At 72.8% G+C, this 21,341-nt stretch carries 21 protein-coding genes and 1 riboswitch; of the genes, 1 reads left to right on the top strand and 20 read right to left on the bottom strand.

Going from position 1 to position 21,341, the window contains the following annotated elements; translation table 11 throughout:
• Positions 1-11 precede the first annotated feature (11 nt).
• The 3 genes from ACIBQ1_RS00915 to ACIBQ1_RS00905 all read right to left on the bottom strand — a co-directional run bounded on the left by ACIBQ1_RS00915 (position 12) and on the right by ACIBQ1_RS00905 (position 4,256).
• Positions 12-1,568 carry a serine/threonine-protein kinase gene (locus tag ACIBQ1_RS00915; RefSeq protein WP_397273859.1) on the bottom strand — a complete coding sequence of 519 codons (1,557 nt, stop codon included), beginning with the start codon at positions 1,566-1,568 and terminating at the stop codon, positions 12-14.
• 136 nt (positions 1,569-1,704) lie between these two features.
• A complete protein-coding gene (locus tag ACIBQ1_RS00910) occupies positions 1,705-2,994 on the bottom strand; it encodes a dicarboxylate/amino acid:cation symporter (RefSeq protein WP_397273858.1) in 1,290 nt (429 codons plus the stop codon).
• A 221-nt stretch (positions 2,995-3,215) separates the two neighbouring features.
• Positions 3,216-4,256, bottom strand: a complete 1,041-nt coding sequence (locus ACIBQ1_RS00905) for an LLM class F420-dependent oxidoreductase (protein ID WP_397273857.1) — start codon at positions 4,254-4,256, stop codon at positions 3,216-3,218.
• A 94-nt stretch (positions 4,257-4,350) separates the two neighbouring features.
• Here ACIBQ1_RS00905 and ACIBQ1_RS00900 point away from each other — a divergent pair, with 94 nt between their 5' ends.
• Positions 4,351-5,238: an endonuclease/exonuclease/phosphatase family protein gene (locus tag ACIBQ1_RS00900; RefSeq protein WP_397273856.1), complete on the top strand. Its 888-nt coding sequence runs from the start codon at positions 4,351-4,353 to the stop codon at positions 5,236-5,238.
• On the opposite strand, the gene ACIBQ1_RS00895 is transcribed toward ACIBQ1_RS00900, so the two are convergent.
• The 17 genes from ACIBQ1_RS00895 to ACIBQ1_RS00815 all read right to left on the bottom strand — a co-directional run bounded on the left by ACIBQ1_RS00895 (position 5,224) and on the right by ACIBQ1_RS00815 (position 21,337).
• A complete protein-coding gene (locus ACIBQ1_RS00895) occupies positions 5,224-5,802 on the bottom strand; it encodes an NTP transferase domain-containing protein (protein ID WP_397273855.1) in 579 nt (192 codons plus the stop codon). The genes ACIBQ1_RS00900 and ACIBQ1_RS00895 overlap by 15 nt on opposite strands.
• Positions 5,799-6,974, bottom strand: a complete 1,176-nt coding sequence (locus tag ACIBQ1_RS00890) for an XdhC family protein (protein ID WP_397273854.1) — start codon at positions 6,972-6,974, stop codon at positions 5,799-5,801. Before ACIBQ1_RS00890 ends, ACIBQ1_RS00895 begins: the two co-directional genes overlap by 4 nt.
• Positions 6,967-8,064, bottom strand: coding sequence for a VWA domain-containing protein (locus tag ACIBQ1_RS00885; RefSeq protein WP_397273853.1), 1,098 nt, complete (start codon positions 8,062-8,064; stop codon positions 6,967-6,969). Before ACIBQ1_RS00885 ends, ACIBQ1_RS00890 begins: the two co-directional genes overlap by 8 nt.
• On the bottom strand, positions 8,057-8,923 hold the full coding sequence (locus tag ACIBQ1_RS00880) for an AAA family ATPase (RefSeq protein WP_397273852.1): 867 nt from the start codon (positions 8,921-8,923) through the stop codon (positions 8,057-8,059). Before ACIBQ1_RS00880 ends, ACIBQ1_RS00885 begins: the two co-directional genes overlap by 8 nt.
• Before the next feature lie 95 nt (positions 8,924-9,018).
• Positions 9,019-9,471 carry a PH domain-containing protein gene (locus ACIBQ1_RS00875; RefSeq protein WP_397273851.1) on the bottom strand — a complete coding sequence of 151 codons (453 nt, stop codon included), beginning with the start codon at positions 9,469-9,471 and terminating at the stop codon, positions 9,019-9,021.
• A 19-nt stretch (positions 9,472-9,490) separates the two neighbouring features.
• A complete protein-coding gene (gene ribH / locus ACIBQ1_RS00870) occupies positions 9,491-9,958 on the bottom strand; it encodes a 6,7-dimethyl-8-ribityllumazine synthase (RefSeq protein WP_397273850.1) in 468 nt (155 codons plus the stop codon).
• Between the two features lie 67 nt (positions 9,959-10,025).
• Positions 10,026-11,243, bottom strand: coding sequence for a bifunctional 3,4-dihydroxy-2-butanone-4-phosphate synthase/GTP cyclohydrolase II (locus ACIBQ1_RS00865; RefSeq protein WP_397273849.1), 1,218 nt, complete (start codon positions 11,241-11,243; stop codon positions 10,026-10,028).
• Positions 11,240-11,899 (bottom strand): nicotinamide riboside transporter PnuC, encoded by a 660-nt coding sequence (locus ACIBQ1_RS00860; RefSeq protein ID WP_397273848.1) that lies wholly within the window; start codon positions 11,897-11,899, stop codon positions 11,240-11,242. Before ACIBQ1_RS00860 ends, ACIBQ1_RS00865 begins: the two co-directional genes overlap by 4 nt.
• Positions 11,896-12,486: a riboflavin synthase gene (locus ACIBQ1_RS00855; RefSeq protein WP_397273847.1), complete on the bottom strand. Its 591-nt coding sequence runs from the start codon at positions 12,484-12,486 to the stop codon at positions 11,896-11,898. The genes ACIBQ1_RS00860 and ACIBQ1_RS00855 overlap by 4 nt, the downstream gene beginning before the upstream one ends.
• Positions 12,486-13,625, bottom strand: coding sequence for a bifunctional diaminohydroxyphosphoribosylaminopyrimidine deaminase/5-amino-6-(5-phosphoribosylamino)uracil reductase RibD (gene ribD, locus ACIBQ1_RS00850; RefSeq protein ID WP_397273846.1), 1,140 nt, complete (start codon positions 13,623-13,625; stop codon positions 12,486-12,488). The genes ACIBQ1_RS00855 and ribD overlap by 1 nt, the downstream gene beginning before the upstream one ends.
• A 109-nt stretch (positions 13,626-13,734) precedes the next feature.
• Positions 13,735-13,865: riboswitch (FMN riboswitch) on the bottom strand.
• A 76-nt stretch (positions 13,866-13,941) separates the two neighbouring features.
• Complete coding sequence (locus ACIBQ1_RS00845; protein ID WP_397273845.1) at positions 13,942-14,703, bottom strand: oxygenase MpaB family protein; 762 nt, start codon at positions 14,701-14,703, stop codon at positions 13,942-13,944.
• Between the two features lie 78 nt (positions 14,704-14,781).
• On the bottom strand, positions 14,782-15,444 hold the full coding sequence (gene rpe, locus ACIBQ1_RS00840) for a ribulose-phosphate 3-epimerase (protein WP_397273844.1): 663 nt from the start codon (positions 15,442-15,444) through the stop codon (positions 14,782-14,784).
• Positions 15,445-15,500: 56 nt separating this feature from the next.
• A complete protein-coding gene (locus tag ACIBQ1_RS00835; RefSeq protein WP_397273843.1) occupies positions 15,501-16,982 on the bottom strand; it encodes an RsmB/NOP family class I SAM-dependent RNA methyltransferase in 1,482 nt (493 codons plus the stop codon).
• 42 nt (positions 16,983-17,024) lie between these two features.
• Positions 17,025-17,951, bottom strand: coding sequence for a methionyl-tRNA formyltransferase (gene fmt, locus ACIBQ1_RS00830; RefSeq protein ID WP_397273842.1), 927 nt, complete (start codon positions 17,949-17,951; stop codon positions 17,025-17,027).
• A 4-nt stretch (positions 17,952-17,955) separates the two neighbouring features.
• Entirely contained in the window at positions 17,956-18,504 is a 549-nt protein-coding gene (def, locus tag ACIBQ1_RS00825) for a peptide deformylase (protein WP_397273841.1), read from the bottom strand.
• Between the two features lie 27 nt (positions 18,505-18,531).
• A complete protein-coding gene (locus ACIBQ1_RS00820; protein WP_397273840.1) occupies positions 18,532-19,866 on the bottom strand; it encodes a hypothetical protein in 1,335 nt (444 codons plus the stop codon).
• 37 nt (positions 19,867-19,903) lie between these two features.
• Positions 19,904-21,337: a hypothetical protein gene (locus ACIBQ1_RS00815; protein ID WP_397273839.1), complete on the bottom strand. Its 1,434-nt coding sequence runs from the start codon at positions 21,335-21,337 to the stop codon at positions 19,904-19,906.
• Positions 21,338-21,341: the final 4 nt, after the last annotated feature.

Genomic DNA, 21,341 nt, shown 5'->3' with positions numbered 1-21,341 from the left:
TTACGGCCCTTCTAGTCGCCGGGCAGTCGCCAGTCGTTCAGGACCTGCGCCGCCGGCCCGGACCTTTCCATCTCGCCCTTCTCCTGCGCCCGCTCCAGGTCGCGGTAGACGCCGGCGATCTGGTTCATCCCGTCGTCGATGCGGCCCTCCTCGAACCTCCTGGCCGCCTTCCTGATCTTGTCGCGCGCCTTGCCCGCGACCCTGGGATCGATCGCGCCCATGGCCTGCTGGGCCATCAGCGCGCTGTCGAACTCCGACAGCCACTTGCGGTAGCCGCCCGGCGGGATCGCATCGCCCAGGGTGGCCTTGGGCTGGACCGAGGACGGCTCCTCCGGCCCCAGGGTGCTCACCAGCCCGGGCGTGGCCTCCTTGGTGGGAAGTGTCGTCACAGTCGGGAGAGCGGTCGGCAGCGTCGTCGGCAGCGTGGTCGGTTGTGTCGTCGGCTCGGCGGTCGGGGTGGACGCCGTCACCGGCTCCTCCTTCCTCGATCCCGCCCACATCACCATGACCACGGTCACCACCGCGATGACCACCACGGCGGCGCCGAGCTGGAGGATGAGCCGGCGGTTCGACGGCGGTTCGGGCTCGATGTCGCCCGCCTGGTAGACGGCGGTGTCACCGGCCCTGGACCCCCCGCCGTGCCCCGCGACCTGGAAGACCTCGGTCGCGCCGCCCCCTGACGCGCCGGACGCCGGCCCGGCGTTCCTGAGCGAGACGCCCGTCACGGGCATGCCCGGCCCGGGGGGAGCCGCCGCGGGCGGTGCGGCGGGGTTGGCGCGCGGCCGCGCGATGGCGGCCAGCGCCCGCCGGATCGCCTCACCGCTGCCGGGCCGCTGCGCGGGATCCTCGGCGATCATGGCCAGGACGAGCCGGTCCAGCTCCGCGGGCACCTCGGCCCGCGACGCGCTCGGCGGCGTGGCCGCGCCCCGGCTGGAGGCAGCGCCGGAGGCGCCGTCGGAAGCCTCCCCGAAGGGCGGGCGGCCGCACAGCAGCTCGTAGCAGACGCACCCCAGCGCGTACAGATCCCCGGCGGCCGCGGCCTCCTGCCCCGCCGCCCGCTCGGGCGCCAGGTACCGCGAGCCGTCCGGCACCCGGTCGTCCATCCCGAACCCGACGACCTTGAGCACCCCGCTCCCGGCCAGCCGGAAGGCGTGCGGGGCGACGTTCCCGTGCACGACCCCGGCCCGGTGCGCGGCGTCGAGCCCGGCGGCGGCCTGCCCGATCAGGTCGCACACCTCGACGACGGGCAGGGGACCCCGCGCGCCCAGCTCCTCGCCCAGGCTGGGGCCGGTGAGGAACTCCATCACGAGGAACGGCGCGCCGTCATGGTCGCCGACGTCCAGCACCATGGCCACGTTCGGGTGGATCACCCGGGCCACGGCCTGGGCGTGCTGCCGCAGCACCTCCCGGGTCGTGGCCCCCGCCACGCGGGCGCCGAGCACCTTAACGGCCACGACCCAGTCGGCCCGCGTGTCGTACCCTCGCCAGACCTCGCCCATCGGCCCGCTGCTGATGCGCTCGTCAAGCCGGTACCGGTCAGCGACCAAGGACGGCGTCGAGTCGGACATATCCCCGCCAATTACTCGAACATCAGGATTTCCGACCCACCATAGGGCCCCACGGCCCCTGCCGCCCCATCATCGGGGGGCGCACGCCCGAGCCGGGCGGCCCGCTCGCGTATCGGCAGGCCGCCCGGCGGCGAGGTCAGGCCGCCACGGGCCGCGGCACGCGGCCCGCCGGCGCGGCGGTGTCGAGCGGCTGCGGCGCCGCGTTGAAGACGGCCTCGTCCAGGCGGCCCTCCGAGCGCGCCACCAGGACGGGGACGACGAGCTGCCCCGCGACGTTGGTGGCGGTGCGGATCATGTCCAGGATCGGGTCGATGGCCAGCAGCAGGCCGACGCCCTCAAGGGGCAGGCCCAGCGTGCTGAGCGTGAGCGTCAGCATGACGGTCGCGCCGGTCAGGCCCGCCGTGGCGGCCGAGCCGACCACCGACACGAACGCGATCAGCAGGTAGTCGCCGAACCCGAGGGGCACGCCGAACACCTGGGCCACGAAGATCGCGGCCAGCGCCGGGTAGACCGAGGCGCATCCGTCCATCTTGGTGGTGGCGCCGAAGGGCACCGCGAAGGAGGCGTAGTCGCGGTCCACGCCGTTGCGCTCGACGGTGACCCGCTGCGTCAGCGGCAGCGTGCCGACGGACGAGCGGGAGACGAACGCCAGCTCGATCGCGGGCCACGCGTTGCGGAAGAACTGGACGGGGTTGACCTTGCCCCACACCGCCAGCACCGTCGGGTAGACGGCCAGCAGCACGATGAGGCAGCCGATGTACACCCCGGCGCTGAACTTGGCCAGCGGCGCCAGCAGGTCCCACCCGTACGTGGACACGGCCTTGCCGATCAGGCCCGCGGTGCCGATGGGGGCCAGGCGGATGACCCACCACAGCGCCTTCTGGACCAGTTCCAGGACGGAGCGGGCCAGGTTCAGGAACGGCTCGGCCTTCTCGCCGGCCGCCAGGGCCGCCGCGCCGAGCACGACCCCCAGGAAGACGATCTGGAGGACCTTCACCTCGGTGAAGGCGGTGACGATGTTGGTGGGCACGATGCCGGTGACGAAGTCGAGCCAGGTGCCCGCGCCGTCGGTGTCGACGGCCTTGGCTGCGGCCGTGTCGAGGGTGACGCCCTGGCCGGGGTTGATGAGCAGGCCGAGCCCGATCGCCAGCGCCACGGAGGCGAACGCGGTGACGAGGAACCACAGCAGCGTCTTGGACGCGAGCCTGGCGGCGCCGTTGACGTTGCGCAGGTTGGCCACGCTGACCAGGACGGCGGTGAAGACCAGGGGCGGCACGGCGAGCTTGAGCAGCTGGACGAAGATCTGCCCGATCCGGGTCAGCGTCTCGGCCAGCCAGGCCACGTCCCAGATCTTGGCGACGAAGCCCAGCGCGATGCCGGCCGCGAGGCCGAGCAGGAGTTGCAGGGAGAAGGAGAATCTCTTCATGGGTGGGGAGTTCCTGAGGTTCAGGGCATGCCGGAACCCGCGAGGTGGCATGCCGGATGAGGATTGGTGATCGAGGCTGAACGCGGTCAGCGACAGAGCGATCCGTGCAACCGGCACAGATCGACGTGCAGCCGCTCGACGAGCCACACGAACACCAGGGAGAACCTCACAAGCTCCCACAACACCCGTGAAATCGGGCATATTCCACTAACGGGTGTGGCTCACCCCACAATGTCCTTGATCTTCTCGATCAGCCGCACCCGGTCCTCGTGGGTCCTGCCGAACGGCGCCACGTTGAGCGTGGTCACCCCGGACTCCTTCATCGCCTGGACCCGGTCGCGCACGAACCCCTCGCTGCCGATCAGCGACATGCTCTCCAGCAGCTCGCCGGGCACCAGCGCGGCCGCCTCGTCCTTCTTGCCCTCAAGGTAGAGGTCCTGGATCCGCTCGGCCTCCTCCTCGTAGCCGTAGCGCCTGGCCAGGTCGTTGTAGAAGTTGCGGCCCTTGGCGCCCATGCCGCCGATGTACAGGGCCGCCATCGGCCGCCCGAACTCCAGCAGCCCGGCCACGTCGTCGCCGATCGCCAGCGACGCCTGCGCGATCACGTCCAGCTCGCCCAGCTCGGGGTCGCGCCCGGCCTTGCCGGCGGCCAGCGACGGGCCCCACACGGCGGCGGCCTTCTCGGGCACGTAGAAGATCGGCTCCCAGCCCTCGGCCAGCTCGGCGGCGAGCTCGACGTTCTTGGGCCCGATGGCGGCGATCACGATCGGGATGCGGGGCCGTACCGGGTGGTTGATGAGCTTCAGCGCCTTGCCCAGGCCCGTGCCCTGGTCGGGCGGGAGCGGCAGCGTGTAGTGCTTGCCCTCGTGCACCAGGCGCTCGCGCCGCCACACCTGGCGGCAGATCTCGATGACCTCCCTGGTGCGCCCGAGCGGCGCCGTGTACGGCACCCCGTGGAAGCCCTCGATCACCTGCGGCCCCGACGCGCCCAGGCCGAGCGTGAAGCGCCCGTCGGAGACGTAGTCGAGGCCCGCGGCGGTCATGGCCAGCAGCGTCGGCGTGCGGGAGTAGATCGGCAGGATGCCGGAGGCGATCTCCAGCCGCTCGGTCCTGGCCGCGATGTACCCCATCTGGCTGACGGCGTCGAAGCTGTAGGCCTCGGCCACGAAGACGATGTCGAGCCCGGCCTTCTCGTAGTCCGCCAGCTCGGCCACCGTCTCCTTGAAGCCGCCCGAGTAGTTGAGTGCCATACCGATGCGCATGCCGGGCTCCCACTGAAACCGAATGATATTCCGTTGCGACGCGAACAGGCTATCGCGTCGGCGCGGGAGGCAGGGAGCCACTAGCCTGGATCAGGTGCTGAGTCGGCTCGTCGTCATCGTGTCCGCCGTGGTCGCCGTGGCCTTGGCCGGACACCAGCTGATTCCCGCGCTCGGCGGGTTCACGCCCGTGATGGAGAGCCTGCTGCCCTGGCTGGGCGTGTCCGTGCCGGTGCTGCTCCTGGCCGCGGTGGTGGCACGCTCCAGGGTGGCCGTCGCCGCGGCGCTGGTGCCCGGGCTGGTGTGGGCGGCGATGTTCGGCTCCACGCTGTTCCGCTCGCCGCCGGGCGGCCCGAGCGACCTGGCCGTCGGCACGGTCAACGTGGGCGTGACCAACGACGCCTCGGGCGAGGCCGTCCGCGTGATCGCCAAGGACCTCGACCTGCTCGCCGCCCAGGAGCTGACCAGCGGCGGCCCTGCGGCCAAGCAGCTCAACAAGATGTTCAAGTACCACTATCCGGTCAGCACGGTCGGCCTGTGGAGCCGCTACCCGATCAGCGACACCAAGCCGCTCGACGTCGGCCTGGGCTGGCCCCGGGCGCTGCGCGCGGTGGTCGCCACCCCCAAGGGCAAGGTGACCGTCTACGTCATGCACCTGGCCTCGGCCCGCCCCGGGGCGACCACCTCTCGGGACGCCTCCCTCGCGCACGCGCGCCGGCTCATCGACGCCGACCCGAGCAGGCGCATCCTGCTCCTCGGCGACCTCAACACCGCCACCACCGACCGGGGCATGCGGGGGCTGACCCCGCCGCTGAGCGACGCGCAGATCGTGGCGGGCGACGGGTTCGGGTTCACCTGGCCGTCCGAGTTCCCCATCACCCGGCCCGACCACATCCTGTTCAAGGGCATGACGGCGACCAAGGCGGGCGTCGCCCCCGCGACCGGCAGCGACCACCGCGCCGCCATCGCCTCACTGCGACTCTAGGTGGGGCTCCAGCAGCCGCAGGTCCTGGGGCGTGTCGATGTCGGCCGGGTCCCCGTGCTCGTCGCACGGCACCTCGCTGACCAGCTCGGGGTGGGCCTTCATGAACGGCCGCGCCCCCACGTCCCCCTCGGCCAGCTCCGCCACCCTGGCGAAGTGCTCGCGGGCGATCAGCACCGGGTTCCTGCGCCTGCCCCCGTAGGTGGCGACGGCCAGCCCGGCGCCCGAGGCGATCAGCGCCCGTACCGCGCCCGGGCGGATGAACGGCTGGTCCACCAGCGCGACCACCACGGCCTCCGCCTCCGGCGGCAGCGCGGCGAGCCCGACGCGCAGGGACGAGCCCATGCCGGACGCCCAGCCGGGGTTGCGCACGGTCACCGCGCCGCGCACCTGCACGGTGGCCGCGCCGAGCACGACCACCACGGGGTGGCAGCCGCCCTCCTCCAGCAGCCGCACGCCGCGGTCGACCAGCCGCTCGCCCGCGTACTCGACCAGCGCCTTGGGCGTGCCCAGCCGGGCGCCCTCACCCGCGGCCAGCAGCAACCCGGCCACCTTCGCGCTCTTCATGAGACCCCGTCATGGCCGTCGTGGTGGGCATCGTGGTGGCCGTCGTGGTGGGCATCGTGGTGGGCGTCGTGGTGGGCGTCGTGGTGGGCGTCGCCGTGGATGCGGCCCTCGGTGCTGGACAGCGGGCGGCCCGAGCCGCCCCAGCGGAGCTGGATCAGCTCGGCGGCGATCGACACGGCCGTTTCCTCGGGGGTGCGCGCGCCGAGGTCGAGCCCGATGGGCGAGCGCAGCCTGGCCAGCTCGGCGTCGGTGAGCCCGCACTCGCGCAGCCGGGCGAGGCGGTCCTCGTGGGTGCGGCGCGAGCCCATGGCGCCCACGTACCCGGCGCCGGTGCGCAGGGCCACCTCCAGCAGCGGCACGTCGAACTTGGGGTCGTGGGTGAGCACGCAGATCACCGTACGCTCGTCCACCCGCACCGACGACAGGTAGTCGTGGGGCCACTTGACCACGACCTCGTCGGCGTCGGGGAAGCGCTTGGCGGTGGCGAAGATCGGGCGGGCGTCGCAGACCGTGACGTGGTAGCCGAGGAACTTGCCCACCCTGGCCACGGCCGCCGCGAAGTCGATCGCCCCGAACACCAGCATGCGCGGCGGCGGCGCGAACGACTGCACGAACACCGCCAGGTCGTCCAGCCGCCGCTCCCCCTGGCCGCCGTAGCGCCTGACGCCGGTCAGGCCCTGGGCGAGCATGCCGCGCGCGTCGTCGTCCACGGCCTCGTCGAGCCGGTCGAGCCCGAGTGTGCCGGACGAGCGGTCCGGCCAGATGACCCGGCGGGCGCCGACCTGCCCGGGACCCGAGATGATGGTGGCGACGGCCACCGGCTCGCGCGCGTCCACGGACACCGAGATCTCCCCCAGCTCGGGGAACGTCTCGATCGAGATCGGCTCGACGAATATGTCGATGATGCCGCCGCAGGTCAGCCCGACGGCGAACGCGTCGTCGTCGCTCACCCCGTACCGCTGCAGGACGGGCCGGTCGGCCTCGGTGGCCAGCTCGAACACCGCGCCCTCGACGCACCCGCCGGACACGCTGCCGACCACCTCGTCGCCGCGCACCGCCATGGCCGCGCCCGGCGGTCTGGGCGCGCTGCTGAACGTGCTCACCACCGTCGCCAGCCCGAACTCGAGCCCCGACTTCCACCACCTGACGATCTCCGGCAGCACGTCACGCATGGGCCAGCCTTTCACTCAGTCGCTCATAGGCGGCCAGGCTGTGCCCGGCCACCAGGTCGTCCACGTACGGGAGCGCGGCCCGCATGCCGCCCGTGAGAGGCTGGTAGTCCTCATACCCCTTGTGCGGGTTGACCCAGATCACCCGGTGCGCCTGCCTGGCCAGCCTGGCCATCTGCGCCCCCAGCAGGGCGGGGTCGCCGCGCTCCCATCCGTCGGAGGCGATCACGGCGATCGTCCCCCGCGCACTGTAACGGGACAGATATTCCTTGAGCTCATCGCCCAGCCGGGTCCCGCCGCTCCAGTCGGGGATGGCCCTGGAAGCCTCGTTCAGGGCGGTGCCGGGGTCGCGGTGGCGCAGTTCGGCGGTGATCGGGGTGAGCCTGGTGCCGACCGAGTAGACCTTGGTGGCCCGGGGTTCGCTCCTGACCAGCGCGTGGGCGAAGCGCAGCAAGGTCTCGGCGTACGGGGCCATCGAGCCGCTGACGTCCACGAACAGGACGACCGTGCGCGGCCGGGTGCTGTGCCGCTTGCGCCGGAGCCGGGCGATGTCGCCCTTCCTGAGCGCGTCGCGGATGGTGCGGCGCGGGTCGAGCACGCCCCGGTGGGCGCTCTCGAAGCGGCGCGAGCGCCGGCGTTCGCGCCCGCAGCTCAGCATGGCCAGCATCCGGTGCACCTCGGCCCGCTCGGCCTCGGTCAGCCTGGCCACGTCGCGCTGCCGCAGCACCTCGGCGCGGCTCGCCGTGGCCGGCGCCGCCGTCTCGTCGTCGCCGTCCGTGTCGCCATCCGTGTCACCGTCCGTGTCGCCGCGCGTCTCCGCCGCCAGGTGCCTGGTGACGCTGGTCGTGCTCGTACGGGCGACGCCCGCCCGCACCCCCCCGAAGTACGCGGCGAAGCACCGGTCGTAGCGCGGCAGGTCGTCGGGCGTGGCGCAGAGCGTGAACCGCCCGGCCCAGTAGACCTCGCCGGAGTCGGCCACGTCGAGGTGGTCGAGCGCCCTGAGCAGGTTCTGCGTCCGCTCGTGATCGGCGGCGACCCCGGCCGCCCGCAGCGTCCTGGCGAACGCGGCGACGGTGGCGACCAGCTCATCCATGGGGCAGCAGCCCGTTGCCGAGCACGTTCGAGACGTCCTCCCGGTACTTCAGCGCCGCCCCCAGGGTGGCCGCCGCCAGGGCGGGATCGAGCTCCTTGGCGCCCAGCGTCAGCAGCGCCTCGGTCCAGTCGAGCGTCTCGGCCACGCCCGGCGGCTTGACCAGGTCCGCCTGGCGCAGCCGCTCGGCGGCCCGCGCCACCTGCACGGCCAGCGTCTCGGTGCAGCCGGGCAGCCGGCGCAGCAGGATGGCGACCTCGCGGTCGAAGCTGGGGTGTTCGAGCCAGTGGTAGAGGCAGCGCCGCTTGAGCGCGTCGTGCACCTCGCGTGTCCTGTTGGAGGTCACCACGACCACCGGCGGCGTCCTGGCCTTGACGGTGCCGAGCTCGGGGATGGAGATGGTGAAGTCGGAGAGCACTTCGAGCAGGAACGCCTCGAACTCGTCGTCGGCCCGGTCGATCTCGTCCACGAGCAGCACGCTCGGCTGGGTCTCGATGGCCTTGAGCAGGGGCCGCGCGATCAGGAACCGGCGGTCGTAGATCTCCCCCTCCAACCGGCTCACGTCGGTGACGCCCGCGGCCTCCGCGGCTTTCAGGTGGAGCAGCTGGCGCGCGAAGTCCCAGTCGTACAGCGCCTGGGCCGCGTCCAGGCCCTCGTAGCACTGGAGCCTGATGAGCGGCGCCTTGAGCAGGCTCGCCAGCGTCTTGGCGAGCTCGGTCTTGCCGACCCCCGCCTCGCCTTCGAGGAAGAGGGGCCGGCCCATCCTCAGCGCCAGGAAGGCGGCCGTGGCCAGCCCCTCGTCGGCCAGGTAGGCGTGCCGGTCGAGGAGCTCGATGAGCTTGTCAGGCGAGTCGATGTCCATTGCCGTGATTGTCCGCCGCAGCACCCCTTCAGGCTACGTCGACACCCGGGCCGGCGATATTCGCCCGCCGCCGATGACACCCTGCCACCGGCCGGCTACTTCTCGCGAGCCTCGCCGCGCTCCCGGATCAGGGCGTCCAGCTCCAACGTGGCCCGGCGGGCGCGGGGCTTCTCCGAGCCCTGGATGCCCATGGCCCCGATGGTGCGCCCGTCAGAGGTGTCGATCTTCGGCCAGGGGTCGCCCACCAGCAGCGTGACCTCCAGGATCTCCGGCCACGTGTAGCGGTAGGTGCGGGCGGCGTTGACGATCGTGACGCCCTCGTCGTCCGCCTCCACCCGCACCCGCCCCAGCAGGTGCAGCACGAACGCCACCGCGCACCCGAACGCCACGATCGCCAGCCGGTCGGGCAGCTTGAACGGCTCGGCGATGAAGAGCGCCATGACCACCGACCCGAGCACGATCACGGCGGCGGAGCCGTACGCGACGATCCGCGGTTTGCGGGGACGCCAGGTGATGGGCAGGGGCGGTGGAGTGATCGGCTCGGGCACGAAGGAAACCTACCGCAGGCTAGTGGAGGTCCCGCAGGAGGAGGGCGGTCTCGAGCGCGGCGATGGCCGACTCGTACCCCTTGTCCTCCTTGCTGCCCGGCAGGCCCGAGCGGTCGAGGGCCTGGTCCATGGTCTCGCAGGTGAGGACGCCGTTGCCGACGGGCGTCTCCTCATCCAGCGAGATCCGGGTCAGGCCCGCGGTCACCGAGTCGCAGACGTAGTCGAAATGGGCGGTCTCGCCCTTGATGACCGCGCCCAGCGCCACCACGGCGTCACAGCGGCGGGCCAGCGCCTGGGCGACCACCGGGATCTCCAGCGAGCCCGGCACCCGCACCACGGTCGCCGTGGCGCCGCTGTCGTCGCAGGCCTGCAGGGCCCGCGCCACGAGCTGATCGGTGATCTTGGCGTGCCAGCTGGCCGCCACCACCCCCACGCTCAGCCCCGAGGCGTCGGGCGCCGCCACATCCGGCCGTCCTTGTCCACTCATGCGTCCTCCTCCGTCGGCCCCATGAGCGGTATACCGCTGCGTCTGATTGATCGCTCGCTGCGCTCGCTCATGATGCCTCCGGGATGTGATGGCCGAGGCGGTCGCGCTTGGCCGTGAGGTAACGCTCGTTGTGCGGGTTCATGGCCACGGGCAGGGGCTCGCGGCCGAGGACCTTGATGCCGTAGCCGTCCATGCCCTTGAGCTTGGCCGGGTTGTTGGTGAGCAGCCGCACCGACCTGACGCCCAGGTCGGCCAGGATCTGCCCCGCGTTGGAGAACTCCCGCGCGTCCACCGGCAGCCCCAGCTCCACGTTGGCGTCGACGGTGTCGCTGCCGTTGTCCTGCAGGTTGTACGCCTTGAGCTTGGCCAGCAGGCCGATGCCCCGGCCCTCGTGGCCGCGCAGGTAGACGATCACGCCGCGGCCCTCCTCGGCGATGGCCGCCATGGCGTTGCCGAGCTGCACGCCGCAGTCGCAGCGCAGCGAGCCGAACACGTCGCCGGTCAGGCACTCGGAGTGGGCCCTGACCAGGATGTTCTCGCCGTCGGACAGGTCGCCGAAGACGAGGGCGACGTGCTCGCCGCCGTCGAGCGCGCTGCCGTAGCCGTAGACCCGCCACATCCCGTACGCGTTCGGCAGCCGCGTCTCGGCCACCCGCGTGACCATGCTCTCGGCCCGGCGGCGGTGGTCGACGAGCTGCTCGATGGAGACCAGCGCCAGGTCGTGCTCGTCGGCGAAGCGGCGCAGCTCGGGCAGCCGGGCCATGGTGCCGTCGTCGTTGACCACCTCGGCCAGCGCGCCCGCGGGCGACAGCCCGGCGAGCCTGGCCAGGTCCACGGCCGCCTCGGTGTGGCCGCGCCTGCCCAGCACGCCGCCCTCGTGGTAGCGCAGCGGGAAGATGTGCCCGGGACGCACCAGCTCGTTGGGCTCGGTCGCGGAGTCGGCGAGCGTGCGGATGGTCTGGGCCCGGTCGGCCGCGGAGATGCCCGTGGTGACGCCGTCGCGGGCGTCCACGGTGATCGTGTACGCCGTGCGCATGCGCTCCTTGTTGTGCGCGACCATCAGGGGCAGCCCGAGCCGGTCGAGCTCCTTGCCCTCCATGGCCACGCAGATCATCCCGCTGGTGTGCCTGATCGTGAACGTGCACAGGTCAGGCGTGGCCTTGGCCGCGGCGAAGATGAGGTCGCCCTCGTTCTCCCTGTTCTCGTCGTCGACCACGACGACGGGCCGGCCGTTGCGGATGTCGTCGATGGCCCGCTCGATGGGGTCCAGCTTGACGTCGCTCACGGCGCCACCGCCACGCCGACCTCGGCCGTCCGGTATTCACGCAACCACTTCACGAACCCGATCACCACCAGAACGAAGAAGATCCCATAAACCCACCCGGAGACCACCAGCCCCGAGCTGAACGCCAGCGGCACGCCGACCAGGTCGACGGCCACCCACACGATCCAGAAGTCCACCAGCGCCCGGCCCTGCGCCCAGGTGGCCATCGCGCTGCCGACGAAGATGTAGGCGTCGGCGGCCACCAGGAAGGCGCCCTTCGGCAGCGGCACCTGCGCGCCCCACGACAGGCCGGTGACGAAGAACAGCAGCCCGACCAGGGCCGTGCCCAGCAGCATCCCGCCGATCAGCAGCGACCGCTCCCACCACGCGGCGGGGCGGACGCGCAGCTGCCTGCCGTCCTGCGTGCCGCGCCGCCACGCCCACCAGCCGTAGATCGCCAAGCCCGCGAACAGGGCCTGCTTGAGCGCGTTCCCGGTGATGTGCGCGTTGATCGAGGCGACGAACAACAGCACCGAGCCGGCGAACTGCACCGGCCAGGTCCACATCGACTTGCGCATGGCGAGCAGGACCGTCGACAGGGCGGCGATGTTGCCGATCAGGTCGGTCCAGAGCACATGAGTGCCGAATACGTCGAATCCGGCGTCGGCCCAGTTCACTGCCTGACCACCAGCCTTTCCACATACTTCGCGATCACGTCGACCTCGATGTTCACGGTGTCGCCCACCTGACGCTCGCCCATGGTCGTGAGCTTGAGCGTGGTGGGGATGAGGCTCACACCGAAGCTGTCGTCGTCAACCGTGGTGACCGTCAGGCTGATTCCGTCGATCGCGATCGAGCCCTTCTCCGCCACGTACCGGCTCAGCGCCTCGGGAAGCGAGAAGCGCAGGTCGTCCCAGCTCTCGCCGGGCTGCCTGGACAGCAGCACGGCGGTGCCGTCCACGTGGCCCTGCACGATGTGGCCGCCGAGGCGCTGGTCGGCGCGTACGGCGCGTTCCAGGTTCACGGGGGAGCCGGGGACGAGCCCGCCGAGGGAGCTGCGGTCGAGCGACTCCCTCATCACGTCCACGGTGAACACCTCGTCCCCGACCTCCACGACGGTGAGGCACACGCCGTTGACCGCGATCGAGTCGCCGTGCTTGGCGTCGGAGGTGACGACCGGGCCGCGCACCGACAGCACGGCCCCGCCGCCCGCCTGGTCGATGGCCACCACGTCGCCCTTTTCCTCAATGATTCCGGTGAACATCACTGCTCCCTGCCTGGTTGGGTGGCGGGCCGGGCGATCAGCCGTACATCCGGCCCGATGAGGGAAATCTCGTCAAAAGTCAGGCGGTGGATCGCGCCGATCGTCCCCACCCCGGCCGCGCCGAGCGCGGCCCGCCCGGAGCCGAGCAACGCGGGGGCCACGTACGCGACCACGCGATCCACCAGGCCCCGCCGCAGGAACTCGCCGGCCAGCGTGGGGCCGCCCTCCAGGAACACGCTGACGACCTCGCGCGTGGCCAGCTCCTTGAGGAGTGCTTCGAGGTCGAGGCCGTGGCCGTCGCTCGGGAGGCGGAGAAGGTCGGCCTTGAGTTCGGTGCCGGTGTCCTCGGCGATGGCGACGAGCGTGGGGGCGCGGTCGTCGAGCACCCGGGCGCCCTGCGGCGTCCTGGCCCGCGCGTCCACCACGACCCGCAACGGCTTCCGCCCATCCGCACCGGGACTCCCCGCCCCGCCGGCGCCCGCACCCGGGGTGGCCGCCGGCGCCGGGCGGGCCGTGAGGTGGGGGTCGTCGGCGAGGACGGTGCCGATGCCCGCGACGATCGCGTCGGCGGCGGCCCGCAGCCGGTGCACGTCGGCCCTGGCCTCGGGCGAGGTGATCCACTGGCTGGTCCCGTCCTCGGCCGCCGACCGCCCGTCGAGCGTGGCCGCGAACTTCCAGGTCACGTGCGAGCGCCCGAGCCGCGCGTACGTCAGCCACTCCTCGTTGACCCGCTCCGCCTCGGCGGCCCGCACCCCGGACGTCACCGCGACCCCGTGCGCCCGCAGCCGCGCCGCGCCCCCGGCCGCCTTGGGGTTGGGGTCCGGCACCGCGATCACCACCCGCGCGACCCCCGCCGCCAGCAGCGCCTGGCTGCACGGCCCTGTGCGGCCCGTGTGGTCGCAGGGTTCGAGCGTCACGTACGCGGTGCCGCCACGCGCCCGCTCCCCCGCCTGCGCCAGCGCCACGACCTCGGCGTGCGGCCCGCCCGCGTACGCGTGGAAGCCCTCGCCCACGACGTGACCGGCGGCGTCGAGCACGACGCAGCCCACGACGGGGTTGGGGCTGGTGGTGCCGTGTCCGCGCCCGGCCAGTTCGACGGCGCGGGCCATGTGCGCGGCGTCCTGCGCGGGTATCTCCACCGGGGGTCTCCTACTCGCCAGTAGCTCCAAGCCACGGCGGGCCCCGGGGGATTTCGGCCCTGATGCCGCTGTGCATCAGGGCAGGCGCCCGGCTGGGACACCGGACACCTCGCGCGCTTCCTCCCATCCGGACTTTAACCGTCGGTCCCGGAATTTCACCGGGTCAACCGGCCGATGGCATCGGCCGGGTCGCGGACTGTAACCGCCGGTTCGGAATTTCACCGACCCCGGAGCACGCTAGCTCTCGTTCGCTACCAGTGTGCCATGCCCGAATTGCCGCACGCGACCGCCCCGGCATATTTGACCAAGCGCTAGGTTAGGCGGCCATGAGACGGCGCGCCCGCCGGGCGGCCGGGCTGTAGAGGACGTCCCCCGGGACCAGCCCGATCCCGGTGTGCAGGGTGCGCAGGGTCGCCGTGGCCCACAGGTCGCCGACCGGTGTGGCGGGCAGCCCGTACAGCCGTCTCGCCCAGCGCGGCAGCGTGGCGAACGACAGCAGCGTCAAAGCGGGCAGCGCGGGCTTGAGCGGCGTGAGCATGCGCGGGAGCGGGGCGTTCAGCGACAGGCGGAGCGGATGGGCCGCCTCGGGGACGAACCGCAGCCCCGGCCGCTCGGCCTCGATGTAGTCGCGCAGTTCGGCCACCGACCCCGGGACGTCCTCCGCCTTCAGCCCCACCACCTCGGCCGCCCGCCGCCACTCCGCGACGAACGCGTCGGCCTCGGCGTCCGTCAGCCGCACCCCGGCCCGCCGGGCGACCGACAGGTAGGAGTCGACCTCGCCGACGTGGACCCAGCGCAGGGCGGCGGGCTCGTCCAGGCGGAAGGTGGTGCCGGTGTCGGGGTCGTAGGCGGTCAGGTGGGCGTGGATCTTGCGGACGCGCCGTCCCGCCCGTTCGACCTCGGCGTCGGACCCGTACGTGCGCACGCGTACGAACTCGGTGGTCCGCACGAACCTCGACCACGCCTCATGGGGGTCCATGAGCGCGGAGTTCTGCAGCACCCCGCGCATCGCCCGCGGATGCAGACCCTGCATCAGCAGCGCCCGGATGCCGCCCACCAGCAGGATCGGCTCACCCATCACCCGCCACGTCACCGATCGGGGCCCGAAGATCCCATGGTCGCCCATAAGTGAATAATTACCCGGGCAATGGGTGATTTATGCGCTTTTGAACGCGGCAGCGGCCCGGAGCGCGTCGACGGCGGCCTTCGGGTCGGAGGCCCCGTAGACGGCGCTGCCCGCCACGAACACGTCGGCGCCCGCGTCCGCGCACCGCTCGATCGTGCCCGCGTCGACTCCCCCGTCGACCTGCAGCCAGACGCGCCCGCCGTGCCGCTCGATCATCTGCCGCGCCCGCCGGATCTTGGGCAGCACCCCGTCGAGGAACTTCTGCCCGCCGAAGCCCGGCTCCACCGTCATCAGCAGGAGCATGTCGACCTCGGCCAGCAGGTCTTCGTACGGCTCGACGGGGGTGGCCGGGTTGAGCGCGAGACCGGCCCTGGCGCCGAGCGAGCGGATCTCGCGCAGCGTCCTGATCGGGCCCTTGGCCGCCTCGGCGTGGATGGTCACGCTGCCCGCCCCCGCCTCGGCGTACTGCGGCGCCCAGCGGTCGGGATCGTCGATCATGAGGTGGCAGTCGAGCGGCGTCGGGGTCGCCTTGCGCAGCGCCTCGACCACGGGAAGCCCGAGGGTGAGGTTGGGCACGAAGTGGTAGTCCATGACGTCGACGTGCAGCCAGTCGGCGTTGGGCACGGCGGCGGCCTCGTCGGCGAGCCTGGCGAAGTCGGCGGCGAGGATGCTGGGCGAGATCTGTACGGCCATGATTGCCCAAGTCTATTGAACGGCCCGCACCCGGCCCACCCGGCCCGGCGAACCGCTCACGAGCGGCGCTTGCGGAGCAGGGCCAGGAACATGGCGTCGGTGCCGTGCCGGTGCGGCCAGAACTGGACGTGCGGGCCGTCGCCCAGGTCGTCGACCTCGGGCAGGTAGGCGCGGGCGTCGAGCTGCTCGACGTCGTCCCGGCGGGCCAGGATGTCCCCGACCACGACCCGGGTCTCGGCCAGATGCGGCGAGCACGTGACGTACGCGACGACGCCGCCTGGGCGCACGGCGTCGAGCGCGGTGCCGAGCAGCCGCCGCTGCAGCTTGCCCAGGTCCGCGATCCCGTGCGGGTCCCGGCGCCAGCGCGCCTCGGGCCGCCGCCGCAACGCGCCCAGCCCCGTGCAGGGGGCGTCGACCATCACGCGGTCGAACGCCCCGGGCCGCCACGCGGGCTCGGTGCCGTCCGCCGTGAGCACGACCGCGTCCCTGGTCGTCTGCCAGACCAGCCGCGCCCGATGCTGCTGCACGTCGGCCGCCACCAGCCGAGCGCCCCCGGGGAAGGCCGCCGGACCGGCGCCGGGGGCCTGGCCGTGGGCGCGCTCCCTGGCCTCCCGGCTCAGCCCCTCGAGGTCCCCGTGGGTGGCGATGGCGTCGAGCAGGCCCGCCTTGCCGCCGGGGCCCGCGCACATGTCGAGCCACACCTCGTCCCCGTCGCCCTCCAGGGGAACGCGGGTCAGGGCGAGCGCCACCAGCTGGCTGGCCTCGTCCTGGACGGCGGCGCGCGTCTCGGCCACGGCCTCGATCTGGCCGGGGTCGCCCTCGCGCAGGTAGGCGGCGTACGGCGAGTAGCGGGCGGGCAGGGCGCCCGTGGCCTCCAGCTCCTCCACCGAGCTGCGCCCCGGCCGCGCCACCAGCGTCACCAGGGGGCGGGCGTTGTCGGCGTCGAGCAGGTCGGGCATCTCGTCGGGCCTGCCGAGCGCGTCGCGGAAGGCGGAGACGATCCAGCGGGGATGGCCGTAGGCGATCGCGAGGTGGCCGACCGGGTCGTCGGCCGGGTCGGGCGCGACGATGGGCAGCCATTCCTCCAGCGTCCTGGAGCCGATCTTGCGCAGCACCGCGTTGGCGAACTTGGCCGCCCCCTGGCCGATGCGCAGGCGTACGAGGTCGACGGTGGTGCCGACGGCCGCGTGCGGCGGGACGCGCATGCGCAGGAGCTGGTGCGCGCCCAGCCGCAGCGCGTCGCGCACGTCGGGGTCGGGCGCGCGGTCGCTGCACATCTCGATGACGGCGTCGTAGGTGCCGAGCCCGCGCAGCGTCCCGTAGGCCAGCTCGGTCGCCAGCGCGGCGTCGCGCCCCTTGATGCCGCGGTCGCGAAGCAGCCGCGGCAGCAGCAGGTTGGCGTACGCGTCGCGCTCGTCGACCGCGCGCACGACGTCGAAGGCGGCGTTGCGGGCGTGGTCGCGTGCCGGTCTCGGCGGCCTGCGCGTACGGCTCCCGCCGCCCCTGCCGCCGGCGCCCTGGTCCCCCCTCGTCCTCATTCCCTCAGACTTCCCTCACGCCTCGTGCACCGGCCTCTCGCATCACTTGAAGACCTCGTCGCCCTCGGGGCGAACGCCGCGAGCCCACTCCACGGCCCCCATCACCCGCTTGCCCTGCGGCTGCACCTCACCCAGCTCCACCGCGTCGGTGGCCGTGCCGACCAGCACTCTCGCCTTCGAGGCGGCGATCCCGCCCTCGGGCAGCCGCTCGCCGGGGACGACGCGCACGGGCCCCAGCTTCACCCGCTGCCCCCGGAACTCGCTCCACGCCCCGGGCGCCGGGGTGCAGGCCCGGATCTGGCGGTCGATGCCCATGGCGGGCCTGGCCCAGTCGACCCGGGCGTCCACCACCGTGATCTTGGGGGCGAGGCTCACCCCTTCGGCGGGCTGCGGCCTGGCCTCCAGGGTGCCGTCCTCGACACCGTCGAGGGTGGCGGCCAGCAGCCCCGCCCCCGACACCGACAGGCGCTCCAGCAGCGACCCGCTCGTGTCGTCCGGGTGGATCGCCTCGGTCACCACGCCATAGACGGGCCCGGCGTCCAGCTCCTTGACGATCTGGAACGTCGAGGCCCCGCCGATCTCGTCACCGTGCAGGATCGAGTGCTGCACGGGCGCGGCCCCGCGCCAGGCGGGCAGGATCGAGAAGTGCAGGTTGATCCACCCGTGCCGGGGGATGTCCAGCGCCGACTGCGGCAGCAGCGCCCCGTACGCGACCACCGGGCAGCAGTCGGGCTCCAGGGCGCGCAACCGGTCGAGGAACTCCGGGTCGCCGGCCCTGGCCGGGCGGAGCACCTCGATGCCCGCCTCCTCCGCGAGCTCGGCCACCGGCGAGGGGTGGACCTTGCGCCCGCGGCCGGACTGGGCGTCGGGACGGGTGACGACCGCGACGACCTCGTGGCGCGGCGAGTCGATCAGGGTCCGCAGCGACGGCAGCGCCGTCTCCGGCGTGCCCGCGAAGACGAGACGCATGCTCTCAGAGCGCCCTTCCGCCGGTGGCGTGCGGCGAGACCTTGATCACAGGGGCGGACAGGCCGCTCCACTCGGCCTCGCGCACGGCCTTCATGGCCAGCTTGCGCTGCTTGGGGTCCATCCGGTCGATGAACAGGATGCCGTCGAGGTGGTCGGTCTCGTGCTGGAAGCAGCGGGCCATCAGGTCGGTGCCCTCCAGCGTGACGGGCTCGCCGTGCATGTCGAAGCCCTTGGCCACGGCGCGGAGGGCGCGCGGCGTCGGGTAGGACAGGCCGGGGAAGGACAGGCAGCCCTCCTCGCCCTCCTCGTCCAGCTCCGGGGACAGGTCGAGGTCGGGGTTGATCAGGTGGCCGAGCCGCTCGTCCACGTAGTAGGTGAACACCCGCAGCCCGACCCCGATCTGCGGGGCCGCCAGGCCGGCGCCCGGGGCGTCCATCATCGTGTCGGTGAGGTCTTTGACCAGCTTGCGGAGCTCCTTGTCGAAGTCGACGACCGGGGCCGCCGGGGTGCGCAGCACCGGGTCTCCGAACAGTCGGATCGACTGGATCGCCAAGGGGTCACTCCGTTTCTCGTCTGTGGATCACCCCAGTTTAGTGCTCTCCAGGGACCGCGCCTTCATCGCCGCCTTGCGCGCCGCCTTGACCACGGCCTGGTCGTCGTGGGCGGCGGCGAGCATGTCGAGCACGGCGATCGTGTCGGGGTGGTCGACCGCGGGCATCTCGCCGACCAGCTTGATCAGATCCTCCCCCGGCTCGGGCGTGTCGAGCCGGCCCGCGGCCGGGCCCGACAGGTGCATGAGGGCGGCCAGGGAGTCGACCGCGATCCAGGTGTGATCCTCGGGGCTGAGCGTGGGGGCTTCCAGGTCGCGGATGTGCAGCCAGGAGGCGGCGTAGCGGCGCATGAGCGGGTGGTCGAGCGCCCGCCTGACGGGCCCCTCGGCCTCCGGGCCCAGCTCCTCGAGGATGGCCCCGACCGCGCCGCGCTGGCCCGCCGTGCCGGACCCGGCGATCTCGATCAGGTCGCGGGCCGCGGACTCGGGCGCGCGGCGCTCCAGCCACCCGGCGACGGCGCTCTGCGTCGCCGAACCCTTGACCAGCGCCTCCACCAGCTCGGACGCCGACAGGTCGGCGAACACCTCCACCTCGGCCGTCGTCGGCGCGTCGTGGCCCTCGCGCAGCAGGTCGCGCCGGATGGCCCAGACGCCGAGCGGGGTGAGCGCCGTGCGGCCGGCCGCGGTCTGCTCCACGAGCCCGCAGTACGCCAGCAGCGAAAGCGCCTCCAGCAGCTCGGCGGGCAGCGCGGCGGCGAGCCGGCGCATCTCGACGGGGCCGGGGGCGCAGGCGACCTCGTGGGACTGGAGGATGCCCCTGGCGAGGTTGGCGGTGGCCACGCCGGAGCGCACGGAGTAGATCGTGGCGAGCATCTCGGCCAGGTGCCCGTCGACCACGGCCGAGCCGGTCAGGCCCACGTCGGCGCGGTCGAGCACGTCCATGACCACGCCGTCCCAGAACTCCAGCGTGGCCTCCACCGTGAGCTGCATCGACAGCGGGCCCCGCGAGGCGCGGCCACCGAGGATCCGAAGCAGCCCGGTGTTGACGGCGACGATCCAGATCAGCCGCAGCCGGGCGGCGGGCAGGCCGAGCTCCCGGGCGGCGGCCTCGGCGTCCGGCCCGGTCAGGTGCCCCTCCGGGGTGACCTCGCGGTCGCCCGTCCACGTGGTGAGCCTGATGGCGTCAGCGACGAGCGGCACCGCGGGCACCGCCGCGGCCAGCTCGGCATCGGGCGCGGGCAGGACCGGCGGGAACGTCAGCGCTTCGTGCTCCACGGGAGTCTCCTCAGGAGGCCGTGGGGGCACGGCGGCCTGCTCATCGATCAGCTTGCGCAGCTCGGCGAGGTCGAAGACGTTGTTTGCCACCCACGAAACTTACTGCACAGGAGTCACATGGGCGTACTCAACGGATGGCGCGGGACCGGGCTTTGAAAGCGGCCTTGCGTGCCGCCTTCGCGACCGTGCCGTCGGGGATGGAGCGTCCCAGCAGCTCCAGGACCTCCACGACGTCGGGGTGGTCGACCCGCCACATCTCCTCGATCATATGGGCGGGCGGGCCCGAGGCGGCCATGTTCTCGGCGAAGATCTCGGGATCCTCCTCGGCCGCGGGCATCGCGAGGGCCAGCATGTCGACGCTGACCCAGAGCAGCTCCTCCTGGGTGAGCTGCGGCGCGGGCAGCCCCCTGGCGGCCAGCCAGTGGATGGCGTGCGGGCGCAGCTCCTGGTCGTCGAGCTGGTCGCGGACGTGGGGCTCGGCCTCGGCGCCCAGCCGGTCGACGATGGTGATCGCGATGCCGCGGGCCACGGCGGGCGCGCCGGAGGCGGCGGCCAGCAGCTCGGCGGCGGCCTCGCCGGGCTCCCTGCCGCTCAGCCAGCGGCTGATGTCCTGCTCGGCGAGCTCGGTGGGCAGACCGTCGAGCAGCCCCTCGATGAGCCCGAGCGCGTCGGCCTCGGCCAGGTCGGGGGCCTCGGGCGCGTCGAGGCCGAGCGACAGGTAGTGCTCGCGCAGCCCCCAGACGGCCAGCGAGGTGAGCTCCGCGGTGTCGTCCGTGACCTGGACCATGCCGCACCAGGACAGGCGGTCGAGCGCGGCGCCCAGGTCGGCCTCGCCCTCCTCGGCGATCTCGTCGAGGTAGTCGCCGATCACGGTGACGGGCACCCGCACCTGGAGCCGGTAGAGCATGTCGAACAGGTCGTAGTATCCGTCCTCCGCCTCGGCCAGGTGGGCGACCCGCCCGGCCCAGCCCGCCAGCGGATCGCCGGTGTCGGGCAGCGGGTCCTCGGCCAGCATCGGCACGCTCTCCAGCGCCGCGACGAGGTCCTCCCGCGCGGCCAGCCGGGCGGCGGGCAGCGGCGTGCACCCGGGACAGTCGCAGGGCGCCTCGCCCAGGTCGGGCACCTCGCCGGAGGGGATGGCGACCGCCTGCTCCAGCGACTCGGGGCCGATGGAGCTGAACAGGCTCTTGGCCATGCCGAAGTTCGCGGGGTCGGCGAGGGCCTCGGGCATGCGCGGCGCGATGTCGTCGAGCCTGTCGCGCATGAGCACCGCCGTCGGCTCCGGCACCGCGCCCGCCTCGCTGAGGTAGTCGACGAGGGTGCGCGCGGCGGCGACGGTCTCCGGAGCGCTCTCCGGCGGGGCGATGACCTTGCGCGGGTAGATGGACAGCAGCAGCTCGTCGAAGGTCTCCGGGGTGAAGTCACCCAGTTCGTTGACGTTGAGGTAGTCGCTGGCGTAGTCGCAGAGCAGGCGGACCTCGTCCGCGTCCACCTCGACTTCCCGCGCGTGCCCCCAAGCGCGCAGGTCGTCGATGGCCTGGTTCACCCATTCGATCGACACATGG

Source organism: Nonomuraea sp. NPDC050153 (genome assembly GCF_044460125.1).
Lineage (GTDB): Bacteria > Actinomycetota > Actinomycetes > Streptosporangiales > Streptosporangiaceae > Nonomuraea.
This window is presented reverse-complemented; position numbering and strand designations above follow the sequence as displayed.